At 64.2% G+C, this 14,204-nt stretch carries 16 protein-coding genes; 9 read left to right on the plus strand and 7 right to left on the minus strand.

The genetic code is table 11. The annotated features are described in order from the left end of the window. Window positions 1-1,012 precede the first annotated feature (1,012 nt). Window positions 1,013-1,903 carry a dihydrodipicolinate synthase family protein gene (locus BLR35_RS16795; RefSeq protein WP_090384551.1) on the minus strand — a complete coding sequence of 297 codons (891 nt, stop codon included), beginning with the start codon at window positions 1,901-1,903 and terminating at the stop codon, window positions 1,013-1,015. A 103-nt stretch (window positions 1,904-2,006) separates the two neighbouring features. On the opposite strand from BLR35_RS16795, the gene BLR35_RS16800 reads away from it, so the two are divergent. The 4 genes from BLR35_RS16800 to BLR35_RS16815 all read left to right on the plus strand — a co-directional run bounded on the left by BLR35_RS16800 (window position 2,007) and on the right by BLR35_RS16815 (window position 5,181). After that, window positions 2,007-2,351 (plus strand): DUF8153 family protein, encoded by a 345-nt coding sequence (locus tag BLR35_RS16800; RefSeq protein ID WP_211704983.1) that lies wholly within the window; start codon window positions 2,007-2,009, stop codon window positions 2,349-2,351. A 103-nt stretch (window positions 2,352-2,454) separates the two neighbouring features. Then, window positions 2,455-3,324: a M48 family metalloprotease gene (locus tag BLR35_RS16805; RefSeq protein WP_090384554.1), complete on the plus strand. Its 870-nt coding sequence runs from the start codon at window positions 2,455-2,457 to the stop codon at window positions 3,322-3,324. Window positions 3,325-3,560: 236 nt separating this feature from the next. Then, window positions 3,561-4,367, plus strand: coding sequence for a ZIP family metal transporter (locus BLR35_RS16810; RefSeq protein WP_090384555.1), 807 nt, complete (start codon window positions 3,561-3,563; stop codon window positions 4,365-4,367). Between the two features lie 40 nt (window positions 4,368-4,407). Then, a complete protein-coding gene (locus BLR35_RS16815) occupies window positions 4,408-5,181 on the plus strand; it encodes an HpcH/HpaI aldolase family protein (RefSeq protein WP_090384556.1) in 774 nt (257 codons plus the stop codon). A 24-nt stretch (window positions 5,182-5,205) separates the two neighbouring features. Here BLR35_RS16815 and BLR35_RS16820 read toward each other — a convergent pair whose 3' ends face one another. From BLR35_RS16820 to BLR35_RS16840, 5 genes are all read right to left on the minus strand, one after another. Beyond that, window positions 5,206-5,631: a COG1361 family protein gene (locus BLR35_RS16820; protein ID WP_090384558.1), complete on the minus strand. Its 426-nt coding sequence runs from the start codon at window positions 5,629-5,631 to the stop codon at window positions 5,206-5,208. 117 nt (window positions 5,632-5,748) lie between these two features. Further along, window positions 5,749-7,416 (minus strand): tRNA uridine(34) 5-carboxymethylaminomethyl modification radical SAM/GNAT enzyme Elp3, encoded by a 1,668-nt coding sequence (locus BLR35_RS16825; RefSeq protein WP_090384560.1) that lies wholly within the window; start codon window positions 7,414-7,416, stop codon window positions 5,749-5,751. A gap of 80 nt (window positions 7,417-7,496) precedes the next feature. Further along, window positions 7,497-7,976, minus strand: a complete 480-nt coding sequence (locus BLR35_RS16830) for an SHOCT domain-containing protein (RefSeq protein WP_090384563.1) — start codon at window positions 7,974-7,976, stop codon at window positions 7,497-7,499. Between the two features lie 80 nt (window positions 7,977-8,056). Beyond that, window positions 8,057-10,216: a DHH family phosphoesterase gene (locus BLR35_RS16835; RefSeq protein WP_090384567.1), complete on the minus strand. Its 2,160-nt coding sequence runs from the start codon at window positions 10,214-10,216 to the stop codon at window positions 8,057-8,059. 170 nt (window positions 10,217-10,386) lie between these two features. After that, window positions 10,387-10,650: a hypothetical protein gene (locus BLR35_RS16840; protein ID WP_090384570.1), complete on the minus strand. Its 264-nt coding sequence runs from the start codon at window positions 10,648-10,650 to the stop codon at window positions 10,387-10,389. Window positions 10,651-10,997: 347 nt separating this feature from the next. Here BLR35_RS16840 and BLR35_RS16845 point away from each other — a divergent pair, with 347 nt between their 5' ends. The 4 genes from BLR35_RS16845 to BLR35_RS16860 all read left to right on the plus strand — a co-directional run bounded on the left by BLR35_RS16845 (window position 10,998) and on the right by BLR35_RS16860 (window position 13,591). Next, entirely contained in the window at window positions 10,998-11,705 is a 708-nt protein-coding gene (locus tag BLR35_RS16845; protein WP_090384572.1) for a metal-dependent hydrolase, read from the plus strand. Window positions 11,706-11,812: 107 nt separating this feature from the next. After that, complete coding sequence (locus tag BLR35_RS16850; protein WP_090384575.1) at window positions 11,813-12,208, plus strand: OsmC family protein; 396 nt, start codon at window positions 11,813-11,815, stop codon at window positions 12,206-12,208. 357 nt (window positions 12,209-12,565) lie between these two features. Continuing rightward, a complete protein-coding gene (locus tag BLR35_RS16855) occupies window positions 12,566-13,066 on the plus strand; it encodes a gamma carbonic anhydrase family protein (protein WP_090384577.1) in 501 nt (166 codons plus the stop codon). Window positions 13,067-13,129: 63 nt separating this feature from the next. Beyond that, window positions 13,130-13,591 carry a DUF5799 family protein gene (locus BLR35_RS16860; RefSeq protein ID WP_090384579.1) on the plus strand — a complete coding sequence of 154 codons (462 nt, stop codon included), beginning with the start codon at window positions 13,130-13,132 and terminating at the stop codon, window positions 13,589-13,591. 9 nt (window positions 13,592-13,600) lie between these two features. Here the strand turns inward: BLR35_RS16860 and BLR35_RS20810 are convergent, their stop codons facing one another. Then, window positions 13,601-13,744, minus strand: coding sequence for a DUF7557 family protein (locus tag BLR35_RS20810; protein WP_170831065.1), 144 nt, complete (start codon window positions 13,742-13,744; stop codon window positions 13,601-13,603). Between the two features lie 138 nt (window positions 13,745-13,882). Between BLR35_RS20810 and BLR35_RS16870 the strand changes: the two genes are divergently transcribed. After that, complete coding sequence (locus BLR35_RS16870) at window positions 13,883-14,167, plus strand: DUF7545 family protein (RefSeq protein ID WP_090384583.1); 285 nt, start codon at window positions 13,883-13,885, stop codon at window positions 14,165-14,167. The last annotated feature ends 37 nt before the right edge of the window (window positions 14,168-14,204 follow it).

Consider the following 14,204-nt stretch of genomic DNA (forward strand, 5'->3'; position numbering starts at 1 on the left):
TCTTACTCTCGAAACCCTCGACGTGCCTTGCTTCTGCTCGAGATCACTCACTGTACGTGATTGGAACGATGTGGGGTGATCCACGAAACGATCGAGTTGTCGATCGTTCGCTTCGAACCGCTCGCGGATTTTTCGTTCGCGTCCTGTAATCACTCGAGTACTCTTGCTCGCATCCTGCTATCGTGGCAACGATGAGTGGCCACGCCCTCCCCAGCCGACTCGTTCGTCGCTTCGCTTCCTCACTCGTCCCTCGCAAGTTAGCGAGGCGTCCTCGCGATTGCTCGGACGCCTCGCCTGCGCGCCAGTGAGCCCGTTCTGTCGGTGGCTCTGCTGAACTGCTCTGTAGCTACCAGAAATTCTCGCTGAATTCAGAGGGTGATTTAGTACAACAGACCCGTTGCTGGAGGCTATCCTGTTACCTCGCCGAAGAAGAATTAATAGGATCGATACTCTTGACATCCCAATGAATAATTCCAGGCTAAGTATCGCGCTCGGCGGAATTGGCCTTATATTGGTCGGGATTACGATGTATCTCCAGCAGAATCTAATCGCAGCAAGTTTTTGTATGGTATTGGCCGTGTTTACCGCCTTACAACTCGTCTCAAAATCAGTAGATGAGTGGATGAACGAGGTAAGTGAGAATATTCTACTCGTAATTTCGATTCTCGCACTCGCATCGGCTATTATAATTTTAGAGTATTCTTAGATAGGTTTGGTAAATGATACGTATGTAGTGAATGACCAGTGTCACGTTTTGGCGCGCGCGGAGGCGCGGTAAACGACAGAACCGCGTCTCGATTCTGCGCGAGGGGCGAGTGAGGAAGCGAAGCGACGAACGAGTCGGCTGGCGAGGCTCGAGGTGCTGTACGGGCGGGACTGAAAGGGCCCGGGGGCTTTCGGAGTGGTAGGGAAACGCGTTCGCCGAATTCGTGTTTACAGAATTTCGAACGGGCGACTCGAGTGGTCCGGAGCTTTCGGGGTGTTCGAGACGTCTTTTCTGAATTCGACTCGCTCACTTCTCGAGCAACGCGTCGCCGCCCTCCGCCACCCCAGCCTGCCCCTCCTCCGGAACCGGAACCAGCGGCGGACGAACGGCATCGCTCGGAATTACGCCACGATACTCGAGTGCGGTCTTCGTCGCCGGTGCGAACCCGTACTCTGCACAGGCGCCAAACAGCGGTTCGATGGCGTCCTGCAGTTCGATCCCACGCTCGTCGTCGAACGAGTCGTACAGCTCCGCATACGTGGCGGGCGCGACGTTCGACCCCGCGTTCAGACCACCGTCGGCTCCCATCCGGAGCGCGGGGGCGAGCAGAGCATCGTACCCCTGGAGGACGACGAACTCGTTGGGTGTCCGGCGGATCACCGACAGCATGTACTCGAGGTCGCCGCTCGAGTCCTTGATCCCGATCACGTTCTCGTGGGTGGCGACGGCCTCGAGCGTCTCGACCGCAATCTTCCCGCCGGTACAGGGCGGGATGTTGTACAGCAGGACGGGCAGTGGCGATCGGTCGGCCACGCGCTCGAAGAACCGCCGGTTCCCGGTGGGTGCGTTAGGGCCGTGGAAGTACGGTTCCGTGACGACCGCGACGTCAGCACCGATCTCGGCGGCGTGTTCGGTGTAGTCGACCGCCTCCTCGACGGTCGTCGCGGCCGCGCCCGCAAGCACCGGTACTTCGCCGTCTACACGATCCACGACGACCTCGTGGACGCGCCGGCGTTCTGCGGGCGTCAGGCTGGCGAACTCGCCGGTCGTCCCGCAGGGAAAGAGGCCGTCGATACCGTTCTCGAGGAGGTGATCGACGAGGTCCTCGAGTGCCGATTCGTCAATTTCCTCGGCATCCGCGTCGAACGGGGTGACCAGCGGCGTGGTGATCCCCTGCAGGTCGTGCTCGAGTGTCATGGGTCGAACTCTCTCCGTCGGAAGTAAACGTCTTCGCTCGAGGCGAGCGTCGTGGGACAGGTCGATCGAACGACATTTGATTCGAGCGAGCAACCGGGGGAGTATGCGACGACTCACCCGCTACGCGATTTCGGTAGTAGTCGGTCTCGCCGTAACGGTCCCCGTGTTGCTGGTCGGATACGATAGCCCGACGATCCTGCTCGCGATTCCGCTCGTGTATGCTACCACGACTGCCATCGCACACTGGGACGCGCTTCCAACCAGCCTGTTCGGTAGCCGAGAGTCTCGAGCAGGGTGGAAGATGGGTGCAATCGCTGGCGGCGTCAGCGCCTTCGTCTGCATCGGCTTGCTGCAGGTTTCGATTCCCGCCGGCATCGCCGGATACGGGTTGCTGCTGTTCGGATCGGTGCTCACGACCGCAGAGTTGGACGTGACTGACGAATCGTGACTCGAAGGCGAACCGGTTCGACTCGAGCGCCACTTCTCGAGCCTTCACGAAGCTATCAGAACCGACCAGTTACTTATTTGACCGTACTCGCCCAAGGGTGTGTATGGACTGGTCCTCCGATCGCCGCCTCCAGCGGCGGATGCTCCTCGCGCTCACCCTCACCCTCGCGGGCTACGGCGTCCTCCTCTGGCTCCTGTTCTGGGTGCTTCCGACGGCGCTCGCGCTGTTTGCCTGCGTCGTACTCGGTATCGTCATGATCGCCAGCGTCTACTGGGCTGACTACATCGCCTACTGGGCGACGAGCGCGGTCGCCATCGAACGCGAACAGCACCCGCTCGTCTACGATCTCACCGACCGCCTCGCCCAGCAAGCCGACGTCCCGCGACCGCCGGTCGCCGTGATCCCCTCCGACGAACCGAACGCGCTCTCGGCGGGGACGGGCAACCGAACCGTGATCTGCGTGACCACCGGCCTCCTGAAGACGCTCGAGGAGGACGAACTCGAGGCGGTGCTGGCCCACGAACTCGCCCACCTCAAGAACAGCGACTCGAGCGTGCTGACCGTTGCCGGGTTCCCGACGGCCGTCTCGATCGTCGCGCTCTCGACGGCCAGCCGAGCGATTACCCCTGCGTCGATGCTTCTGGGGTTCCCGTTCTGGATCGCCACGTACCTGCTGTTCGTCGGCCTCCCCGTCTACGTCGCCAGCCTCCCCGGGACGCTCGTGCTCTCGCGGTACCGCGAGTACGCCGCCGACCGCGGTGCCGTCGCGATCACGGGCAAGCCGTTCGCACTCGCCAGCGCGCTCGCGACCATCCACGGCGAGTCGACGCCGCCGAACGAAGACCTCCGCTCGGTCGCTGCCTTCAACGCGTTCTGTATCGTCCCGACGGCGTCGATGCTCCCGGTCCCAACCCATCCGCCGACCCACAAACGGATTCAACGGTTGCGAGAGGAATTCGCCGACGGGGTGTGACAGCGGTGAGATCGACTCCTCGAGAAGAACAATAACCGACGCTCCGAGAAGTTCGTCGCTCTCGACTCCGCCGCCGACTGTGTCCGGTTGCGACTCGAGTACGAGACGATTGGTGAGGCCGGCCCGCCGCTCACGAAGAGTACGACTGACGGCTGCTGAGAAGGAATGCAGTCGTACCGCTCGAGTGCGCCACGAGCAGGGTCCCGCTTTTTGTCCGCCGAACCCGTACTTGTCCCGTGGCGGAACCGGATCTCGTCCTCGTGGTTGCCGTCGCGCTGGTCGCCGGCTGTGCCACCGGGATCGGCGCGCTGCCGACGCTTCTTACCTCCCGCGTGAGCCATCGCGTCTACGACGGTGCGATCGGCTTCGCCGCGGGCGTCATGGTCGGCGCTGCCGTCTTCGCGCTGATCGTTCCCGGCCTCGAGTTCGGCACGCCCTGGGAGGTCGTTGCCGGCCTCGCGGCCGGAACCGGCTTTCTGCTCGTCGCGAACGCCGTCCTCCCTCACCTCCATCTCCGCTTTCGAGGGCCGCGCGTCGAGGGAACGGCTCCCCGCAGAATCGACGATACGGGCGCCGACGAAACTCCCGAGGACGACCTCCGGCGAGCGCTGCTGGTCGGTTCCGCGGTGACGATCCACAACGTTCCCGAGGGACTTGCGGTCGGCATCGCCTTCGGCAGCGGCGAGGCCGGACTCGGCTTCGCCATCGCGACCGCCATCGCCGTCCAGAACGTCCCCGACGGGTTCGCGATGGCCGTCCCCGCCGCTCGAGCCGGCGTCTCGAGCCCGAAGACGATACTCTACACAACTCTCTCAGGTGGTGTTCCGGAGCCGATCGCCGCCGCCGTCGGCTTCACGCTGGTCGTATTGGTCACCGGCCTCTTTCCGCTGGCCGCCGGCTTCGCGGCGGGTGCGATGATCGCCGTCGTCTTCCGGGAGCTGATCCCCTCGAGTCACGGCCACGGCTACGCCGACACGGCGACGGTGACGTTCGTCGCGGGCTTCGCGCTGATGCTGGTCGTGGATACGGTGCTCGCGGTCTGAGACGTGTACGCTTTTGTTCACCGTGACCGGATGGCGAGTTGTGACCCTCGCCAGCAAACTCCGCGACCGCGACCCCGTCGTCGGCAACTGGCTGACGCTCGCCGATCCGGCCGTCACCGAAGCCTCTGCGCAACTCGAGTTCGACGTCGCCGTGATCGACCGCGAGCACACGCCGATCTCGCTCGAGACGACGACCGAGATGGCACGGGCGGTCGACGCCACCAGAACCGACACCGAAACGCTCGTTCGCGTCTCCGAAAACGACGCCACTGAGATCAAACGCGTCCTCGACGCCGGCGTCGCCGGCGTGATGGGACCGATGATCGAGACCGCGGCCGAAGCGCAGGAATTAGTCGCCGCGACTCGGTACCCGCCCGAGGGCGTCCGTGGCGTCGGTATCGGCCGCGCCACCGGCTACGGTGATTCATTGGCCGACTCCGTCGAGAACGCCGATCCCGTCACGATCGCCCAGATCGAAACCCGCGACGGCCTCGCGAACGTCGAGGAAATCGCTGCCGTCGACGGACTCGACGGCCTGTTCGTCGGCCCCGCCGACCTCTCGGCCGCGCTCGGAATCTTCGGGGAGACCGACAGCGAGGACTTTCTCGAGGCCGTCGACCGCATTCTCGAGGCCGGCCACACCGTGGACAAACCCGTGGCGACGATCGCACTCGAGGAAGCAGACGTCGAACGCTGGCTCGAGCGCGGGTTCGATGCCGTGATGGTCGGCGTCGACGTCGACTACGTACTCTCCGGTAGTAAACGGGCAAAACGGGCGTTCGAGGAGGCCGTCGGCGAGCAGGACGTGGAATAATTCGACGTATCGAATCAGTTCTGCTTATTCCACCAGTATCGAGAACTCCTCGGTCGTCGCGTCCGACCTGATGTCGTCGGTCGCCGTCACGGTGACTGCGTACTGGTACTCACCTGGCGGCGAATCAGGGGGAATCCGAATCGGGACGCGCACCTCGACGCTCCAGCGAGCGAACCGCCAGTACCAGTCCGGCGGATACGACTCGGCGATCCTCGACGGGCTGGGTTCGATCTCGGCGTCGCCTATCTCGAGAACTGCGTGCGTTTCGTCCGGCAACTCCTCGAATCTGAGCCCTCGAGCCGAGCGTGCCTCGATGGAGAGCGTCGCTTCCTCACCCGGCGAGAGCGTCGGCTCGTCGCCGATCACTTCCGGCGGACGAATCCGTCCGAGACAGCCCGAAAGGGACGCCGTAGTACCGATAGCCAGCCCGAGAAGGGGCCGTCGCTTCATGGACGTGCTTCTCGCCCGACGTATTAATTCGTTGTCCAGAATAGCGGGATCGACCGGGCAGTCGATCCACATTCGACGGGAATCGGAAAACGGGCCCGAACTCCGTGCGACGGCCGATCAGAGCCGTTTGCTCACGTACGGCCCGTCCTGGTAGTATCCAAGCTTCTCGCGGTAGTACTCTCGAGCGCCGATGCCCGAAATTACGCTCACTTTGTCGTAGCCGGCGTCGGCGGCGAGTTCCTCGGCCCGGTTCATCAGTCGGGTGCCGTAGCCCTGATGCTGGTGCTGGTCGCCGTCGCCCTCGTCGCCCATCGCGACCTCCGAGCCGTAGACGTGCAGTTCCCGGATGAGTGCGGTGTTCTCGAGTTCCGGCCGGATCGGGTCATCTGGGAACCGCAGCCGACAGAACCCGATCAGGAGGTCCTTCTCGAAGTCCTCGAAGGAGATGAAGTGTTCCGTGCCACCGCAGGCGTCGTACTTCATGACGTCGAGTTCGACGGTCTCGGGTTCCTCGTCGTTCATCCCGACCTCGCGACAGCGGATGCAGTCACACGACCAGCCGTGTTCGTCCATGCGCTGTCGGGCGAGTTGTCGGAGGTTCGACTTCCAGACGCCGGCGTCGATGAAGTCCGCCGGAATGTCCCGCTGGACGCGCTGAAGCCGCGTGTACCGGGGGATCATGTCCTTGATCTCGGCGATCAGTTCGGCGGCCTCCTCGTTGCCCAGCGGTTCGAACTCGCCTTCGTGCCACCAGTCGTAGGTCGCCGTCCCGCGGACGATCAGCGTCGGATAGATCTTCAGATAGTCGGGCTTCCACTGCTCTTCCTCGAACAGCCGGCGGAAGTCCTCGAGACACATCTCCTTGCTCATTCCGGGCTGGCCGGGCATCATGTGGAAGCCGACCTTGAACGCCGCATCGCGCAGGCGCTGGTTGGCGTCGATCGACTCGGCGACGCCGTGGCCGCGGTGCATCTCGCGGTTGATCCGCTCGTAGGTGGTCTGGACGCCGACCTCGACTTTCGTTCCGCCCAGATCGAGCATCCGGTCGACCTGTTCGGGATCACACCAGTCGGGCTTGGTCTCGAAGGTCGTCCCGATGTTACGAATGTCGCCGCGTTCGTTCTCCGCGATGACGTCCTCTACGTACTTCCACTCGTACTCCTCGGGATCCTGGGCGAAGCTGACGCCCTCGGCCGGTTCGGGCTCCTTGTCGACGTCGAAGTCGTTCATCGCCTCGAGTGCTCGCTTGACGAACCACTCCTGGTAGTCGTGAGAGCGGGCGGTCATCGTCCCGCCCATCAGGATGAGTTCGACCTTGTCCACGGGGTGACCGATCTCCCGTAGCTGCTCGAGACGCAGCCGAACCTGTCCATAGGGATCGTAGTCGTTCTGGACGCCGCGGGCGGCCGCGGGTTCCTCTCCCGTGTAGCTCTGCGAACTCGAGAACTCCGAGTCCGGGCCACCGGGACAGTAGAGACACTTCCCGTGCGGACAGCGTTCGGGCGACGTCATGATCGCGACCGGCGAGACTCCCGACGCGGTGCGGACGGGTTTGCGCTGGAGCACCGTCTCCAAGTCCTCGCGGTGCTCCTGGGGCGCGTAGTCGAGCAGTTCGGAGTTTTTCGGCACCTTCGGCGCCGAGTGTTCCGAACAGGCCTCGAGTTTGGCCTTCTCGACCTCGTCGCGTTCGATCTCGCCCGCGAGGATCCGTTCGACGAGCGTCTCACAGACCTGCTGGAACGCTTCGGTTTCCGTTGGATCGGAATCGGGCGTCTCGGTACTCACTACACGCGTTTCGGACCGCGGCGCGAATAAGCGTGTCGGACTCGCAACCCCTCTCGGGCTTCGACCGTGGACGCTACTCGCTACGTCTCGTACTCCAGATCACGGTCCCGATCGTCGTTCGCGTCCCGCTGTCGGTCGCGTTCGGCGCGGGCCTGCCGTCGCCACCGGTCGGCGTCCTCGAGCGTCTCCGTCTCGAGCAGGCGCTCGAGTTTCCGCTCGAACTGCTCGTCGGTGAGTTCACCGGCAGCGTAGCGGTCGCGCAGCGTCTCGAGGGCGTCGCGGTTGGACCGTGGCGCGACACTCGTTTCGCCGGAATCGGCGGGTTCGTCGGCAGATTCCGACTCCTCGTCCCACCAGTCGTCGTCCCACCACTCCGCCCGGTCTTCCTCGTCCCCGAACAGCAAGGCGATCAGTGGCACGACGACGATGTATCCGATCAACAGCGCCCCCAGCCACCAGCCCTGGCCGGTCAGCAGTGCCGCGAGCCAGATGCCGGTGACGACGGTCGCCGCGATTTCAGTCACGTTCTCGCGGAACCGGCGCTTCGGATCGTCGTCCATACGAAATCTCGTCTGTCGACCACGAAAGATGTTTCTCCCGGGTAGTAGGCAGCGATGCCGCGAGGACAGCGACAGGAGGTTTAGTTCAGCGTCTCGTCGAGTGCGTCGAGCGCGGCCTCGCGGACGGCCTCCCGTTCGCCGGGGAGGAACTCGACGTGGCCGTCCTGACCGCCGACGACGCGGACGCCGGCGTCGGGCGCTGCGTCAGCGATTTCGTTACCGAGGTCGCGGACGTTCAGCGACTCGGTCGTACGGACGTGCAGTTCGTCGTCGCCGACGCCGAGGGTAACGAACGGCCCCTCGTCGTGCTGTCGACGGTGGAGTTCGTCGAGCAGCAGCGTCGTCGTCGGGAAGTTGTACCGGTGGGTGAACGCCGCGGTGTCGAGGACGGCGACGGTGATGCCGTCGACTTCCTCGGTCTCTACGTTCTCCCGTGCGGTCTCGAGTTCGGTATCGAGTTTTGCGCGGAACTGCTCGGAGACGTGGGCGGCGAGGTCGCCGTCCCGTGCCTCCGGCGACTCGTTGTCGCCAAAGAGCAGGTCAGCGACGAGTTCGCGCTTGTCCTTGTAGGACTGGTAGTAGGCCTCGAGCGCGACGGCTTCGCGGCGCTCGGAGATCGCGGTCTCGTCGTAGCCGGCGTCGGTCGCGAGTTCGAGATAGTCCTCGGGAGTGTCCTCCCAGTAGCTGATCGCCGGCAGGTGTTCGATCTCGCTTCGAACGTCGTCGTTGACGTGGGCGGCGACGTTGGCGGCGAGTGCCGTCGACGTGACGTCGGAGACGTCGGCGCCGGCGAGCGACGGTGCGACGGTTACCTCGACGGCGTCGGTGATCTCCTCGTCGGCGCGGCTGTCGTCGATGACGATCGCGTTCGCGTCGTACAGCGAGAGCAGGTCGTAGCCGTCGACCGACTCGACGGTCGACCCGACGTCGACGAGCACGACCAGCGGCAGCTGTTCGCCGTGGCGGTCGCGAGCCTCGAGCATCGAGGTGACGTCGTCGGTTGCGGCGTCCATGTCGTAGACACGGTCGTCGAGGGGACGCCGTTCGAAGTAGTGGTATTCCGCGTCCTCGCGGGTGTGTTTCTCCCGGATCAATGGGAGGACGGCGCGTTCGATAGCGGCACCGGCGACGTAGCCGTCGGCGGTCGCACCGTGGCGGACGACGACCGGTCGCGCTTCCATGACGGCACGTCGGATCGCGGTGACGGCGTCGGCGAGTCCGTCCTCGACGGCGACGACGGCGTCGTGCTCGGCCAGCAGGTCGATTTCGGCCGGCTGTGCCTCCTGCTGGATCGCGCTCTCGAGGCGGTCGCGAACGGTCTCGCGGTCTTCGTCCTCGAGTACGTCGAGCGTCTCGGTCTCGATCTGGAGGTCGCCGTGGTGACGTTCGACTTCGCCCTCGAGGGCGACGACGTCGTCGACCTCGACGCTGGGGTAGGCGCGGACGCCGGCCTCCTCGAAGGCGGCACACTCGACGGTCGCGGTCTCGTCGCTCAGTTCGAAGACGGTCGGACCGCTCGTCTGGCGGACGCCAGTGATCTCGCCCTCGAGACGGACGATGCTACCGACCTGGTTCTCGATGGCGTCGACGGTCGTCCGGTTGAGTGCGGGCTCCGCGTCGGTGGTGGGCTCGGCGTCGGCCGCGTCGTCGGTTGCGGCCGTCGACCCGGACGACGTCTCGGTGGTCACCGTAGTGCTCGCGCCGCCGGAACCGCTGGCGGCGACAGCGTCACCGCCGCTTGAGGGAGACTGGTCCTCTTCGGCGGCCGCCTGCAGGTCACCGGCAGCGACGTCGTCGGCGTCCGCGGTCGAGTCGTCGCTTGCCGACTCGCTTTCGGTGCTCTCGGACTCGTCGTCGAACTCCTCGGGCTGGAACTCGTCGTCGGCCGTCTCGATCAGCTTGCCGCGGAACTCGCGTTCGCGCTGGCGGATCGACCAGCCCAGGTCGACGTTACCGTTGTCCCGAACGTCGAGCACCTGGACGAAGACTTCGTCCCCGGGCTCCCAGTCGAGACTCTCGAGTCGTTGGTCGAGTTCGCTTCTGTGCAACAGGCCAGTGACGTGATCGCCGACGTCGACGAAGACGCCGAAGTCGGCATAGCCGTCGACGGTCCCCCGGTAGTACCGGCCGGGGGAGAGATGCGAAGCGGAGGTACCGCGAAATTCGAAAGCGACGTCCTCCTCGTGACTCTCGCAGACTTCTCCGTCGACAGCTGTGCCACAGATGATACAGTTACCCATCTATTCGAGTCAAGCAGGTTCGTCCTAAAACGGTTGTCGAAATGCGCTCGACAAATCTCCGTGCTGACGATCAGTCACCAGCTATGAGAGTTATCGGCTGACGGCACGTCATTTTCGGCACAATCGCCGAACGGTCCGCGGTTGCGACAGCAACCCGTCGGCCATTCGTCTCAGTCGAAGACGGGGGAGTCCTCCTCGAGCGCCTCGACGTCGTCGGTGAGCTTCTGGACGTCCTCGGGGAACAGCGAAATCTGGATCTCGTTTCCGTCGTCGTCCTCGAAGACGAGTTTGACGCGTTTATCGCCGAACTCGCGGGCCTCGACCGACTCGACGTCGAACAGTTTCGCGGTCGCTGCCTTGTTCTTCGGGCCGACGTTCTTGATCGATCCGTCGTTCAGTTCCACCATGAAGTCCTCGAGCGTGAGTGCGAGCATGGTCGCTCTACGGCCCCCGGGTAAAAAACGACACGGCATCGCCGGGACGACGGTATCCGTGGACGTAACGCCCTCGGCCGTGATCTGTGGAATTTCGACCACGCCGCCGAACCGCGCTCTGCCTGGTGAGGTGATCGCGCGTTGCGATCGGACCGCATGCGTGGTGTGTCAGATCGCCTGCGGTCGCCTGTAAGTGGATACGGTATGGTTGATAAGTGTTGGTGATCGTACATTCTCCGCGTCAGGGCCTCGTACCGCCGAACAGCCGAAACGCCGATTTTGTTCGGCTACGTCCCCCTGCTACTCAGCCAATTTTAAGGTATCCTCGAACCAACAGTTCGAACGCTATGGAGCTCACCTGGCACGGTCACTCGACGTGGCACGTATCGGTTGGCGACACCGACCTGCTGATCGACCCGTTCTTCGACAACCCGAAGACGGATCTGGAGCCCTCGGAGGTCGACACGCCCGATTACGTCCTGTTGACTCACGGCCACGCCGACCACATCGCCCACGCCGGCGAGTTTTCGGACGCGATGCTGGTCGCGACGCCGGAACTCGTCTCCTACTGCGAGGAGGAGTTCGGCTTCGAGGACGCCGTCGGCGGGATGGGGATGAACCTCGGCGGCACCGTCGAGTGTGGCGACGCCTACGTCACCATGGTCCGGGCCGACCACACCAACGGGATCATGACCGAGTACGACGTCGACGCCGGGATGCCCGCCGGTTTCGTCATCTCGGACGAACACCCACACGACGCCGGTCCGGACGCCACGACCGTCTACAACGCCGGTGACACCTCGCTGATGTCCGAGATGCGCGACGTCATCGGCGAGCATCTCGAGCCTGACGCCGCGATCCTCCCCATCGGCGACCACTTCACGATGGGCACCCAGCAGGCCGCCATCGCCACCGACTGGCTCGACGTCGATCACGTCCTCCCACAGCACTACGACACCTTCCCACCGATCGAGACCGACCCCGAGGCGTTCGCCGAGTACGTCGACGACGCCGAGGTCCACGTCCTCTCTGGCGACGAGACGTTCGACCTGTAACGCGATCACCAGTCCCCGTTCGTTCTCACGCGCATTCGTCGCTCGAGCGAACGGTACCCTCCGGGAGAACAACGTTTACAGCATCGGCCGTGGACGTCCCGACTGCCATGTCGAAAGCAGTCACCACGACCTCCGAGGAGGGGTTCAGCGCGACGAACGACATCCGAGACTTCGAACAGACGATCGACCCCAACGGCGAGGAGGCCCCCGACACCCTCGAGGCGCTGCTTGCCGCCTACGGCTCCTGTTACGTCCCCGCGCTTCGGGTCGGCGGTCAGCAACGCGACGTCGAGGATCTCGGCAAGATCGAGATCGAAACGACGGGCGAACTCAACGACGACGACAAACTCGAGTCGATCCAGTTCGACATCCGCGTCGAGGCCGATGTCGACGACGAGACGGGCGAGAAGATCCTCGAGCGCGCGTTCGAACTCTGCAAGGTCCACGACGCGCTGAAGGAGAGTCTCCACGCTGAGACGAGTTTCGAAGGCGGCGCGTTCTAACGCTCTCGAGTGTGGTGCCGTTCGTCGGCATCTCGAGCCAGAAGTTGCTGCTCGTTTTGCGGAGTTCGAGTCGGGGAACTCACCAGTCGCGACTGTTCGGCACGGGATCGGAAGGGGGATGGGTAGGGGAAAGGGAGGGAGGGAGTGCCTCGGTCGCCGATTGGGGTGGGAAGTGGGGTGAGTCGGTGGAAGGTGGTCAGCGGTACGCCCGGCTGGGAACGGGCCGCGACGTCCGCTGCATCAGTTCGTGCAACGACGCTGGTATTATTGGTGACGCCAAAGTACGTTGGGATCGCTTGTACCTGCCGGGCTCGACCGATAGCCACCTTCAAGACGCTGCTCGAGACAGGAACCACCATGTTACGTTCGTTCGACGGGACAGAACCCGACGTCGCCGACTCGGCGTACGTCGACGAGACGGCGGTCGTCATCGGCGACGTGGTCGTCGAAGCCGACGCGAGCATCTGGCCGAATACGACGATCCGTGGCGATCACGGGACCATCGTCGTCGGCGAGGGGGCGAACGTCCAGGACAACGCCGTCCTCCACGAGGAAGCGGAACTCGAGCCGTACGCGACGGTCGGCCACAGCGCGATCGTCCACGACGCCACCGTCGCCGAACGCGCCCTCGTTGGGATGAACGCGGTCGTCCTCGACGGCGCCCACGTCGGGGAGAAGGCCGTCGTCGCGGCTGGAAGCGTCGTCACCGAGGGAACCGAGGTCCCTCCGGAGACGCTCGTCGCCGGTTCGCCGGCCGAACCGAAAGCCGAGGTGGACGATCCGCGACTCGAGGTGACCGCAGAACGGTACATGCAGCTCTCGAGCGAACACGAGGAAACGTCGGAGCGACTGGACTGACCGCTCGAACCGTATCTCGAGCGATGGGAAACGCTGATACAGCCACCGGCCGAACCGACGGTCATGAGCGAGAGGTCGTGGACCGACCGGATCGTCGGCGAGCGAATGACCGTCGATCAGGAGTTTTCGTCACGTATCGCGTCGTCGGAGCTGTCGAACCAGCAGTGGAGTCTGGTGATGACGGCCACCGAGTTCGAGATCGAACACCCCGACGATCCCGACCGCGCTCGGATCGTCGCGAACACGGATCAGGTCGAACAGATCATTCCGGAACTCGAGAACGTCCAGGCCGGCATGGGGGCGATGGGCGGTCCGGGCGCACAGGGCGGCGGTTCGGGCGCTTCGGGTGGGCTCGTCGACTCGATCAAGGGCGCGCTCGGACTCGGCGGTGGCGGCAACGATCACGACGAGAAACTCGAGATCGCCGAACGACTCACCCAGGAGTACGCCGACGAACTACAGGCCCACCTCGAGGAGAACGGCCGCTGGGACTCGGTTCGCGAGGCAGCAGCCGAAAGCGAGTAACGAGGGGTATCAGTCGCCAGCCCGGAACATCGTGTACTCGCTGGCCTCGTAGATGTTGATGAGTTCCGTGACCAGTTCGTCGTAGGATTCGTCCTCGACGCGCAGCCTGTCCAGCCGTTCGACGGTCTCCTCCTCGAGTTCGACGGTTGGCATAGCTACTGGTTCGACGTCGACGAGCAAAAGCGCCACGGGGCCGTCGACTTTCCGTGCTTGCTGGTGCTGGGTGGCGAATATCGATCCGCGCACCTGCAAGTCACAGCACCTTTAGGTACGCTTCCCGACCGTCACTGTATGTCCGACGTAGACACGATCACTGTCTCGATCGACGCCGACGACTCGACCGACGAAGTCACCATTCCCGCCGGCCTCGTCGACCTCGTCGCGGAAGGCGACCAGACGTCCGCCGAGACGATCGGCGACGTCACCCTGCTGTCGTTCGCCAGCCGCGCCCACCACATCGTCCACCACGGCGACGGCGCGGACGAGGAACTCGAGGCCCAGGAGGAACGCATTATGGACCTGTTCGAGGAACGGTTCGGCGTCACGTTCGGCGAAGCGACCGGCCACCAGCACTGACTCGAGCGTTCGACCGACCTTTCGTTTTTCCACTCGC

It is taken from the genome of Natronobacterium texcoconense (assembly GCF_900104065.1).
Taxonomy (GTDB): Archaea; Halobacteriota; Halobacteria; order Halobacteriales; family Natrialbaceae; genus Natronobacterium; species Natronobacterium texcoconense.

What these genes read in the sequence shown, in the direction of transcription:
- BLR35_RS16795 (WP_090384551.1), bottom strand. Translation starts at nt 1,903, where the DNA reads ATGACACTCGAGCACGACCTGCAGGGGATCACCACGCCGCTGGTCACC.
- BLR35_RS16800 (WP_211704983.1), top strand. Translation starts at nt 2,007, where the DNA reads ATGCGACGACTCACCCGCTACGCGATTTCGGTAGTAGTCGGTCTCGCC.
- BLR35_RS16805 (WP_090384554.1), top strand. Translation starts at nt 2,455, where the DNA reads ATGGACTGGTCCTCCGATCGCCGCCTCCAGCGGCGGATGCTCCTCGCG.
- BLR35_RS16820 (WP_090384558.1), bottom strand. Translation starts at nt 5,631, where the DNA reads ATGAAGCGACGGCCCCTTCTCGGGCTGGCTATCGGTACTACGGCGTCC.
- BLR35_RS16830 (WP_090384563.1), bottom strand. Translation starts at nt 7,976, where the DNA reads ATGGACGACGATCCGAAGCGCCGGTTCCGCGAGAACGTGACTGAAATC.
- BLR35_RS16835 (WP_090384567.1), bottom strand. Translation starts at nt 10,216, where the DNA reads ATGGGTAACTGTATCATCTGTGGCACAGCTGTCGACGGAGAAGTCTGC.
- BLR35_RS16840 (WP_090384570.1), bottom strand. Translation starts at nt 10,650, where the DNA reads ATGCTCGCACTCACGCTCGAGGACTTCATGGTGGAACTGAACGACGGA.
- BLR35_RS16845 (WP_090384572.1), top strand. Translation starts at nt 10,998, where the DNA reads ATGGAGCTCACCTGGCACGGTCACTCGACGTGGCACGTATCGGTTGGC.
- BLR35_RS16850 (WP_090384575.1), top strand. Translation starts at nt 11,813, where the DNA reads ATGTCGAAAGCAGTCACCACGACCTCCGAGGAGGGGTTCAGCGCGACG.
- BLR35_RS16855 (WP_090384577.1), top strand. Translation starts at nt 12,566, where the DNA reads ATGTTACGTTCGTTCGACGGGACAGAACCCGACGTCGCCGACTCGGCG.
- BLR35_RS16860 (WP_090384579.1), top strand. Translation starts at nt 13,130, where the DNA reads ATGAGCGAGAGGTCGTGGACCGACCGGATCGTCGGCGAGCGAATGACC.
- BLR35_RS20810 (WP_170831065.1), bottom strand. Translation starts at nt 13,744, where the DNA reads ATGCCAACCGTCGAACTCGAGGAGGAGACCGTCGAACGGCTGGACAGG.
- BLR35_RS16870 (WP_090384583.1), top strand. Translation starts at nt 13,883, where the DNA reads ATGTCCGACGTAGACACGATCACTGTCTCGATCGACGCCGACGACTCG.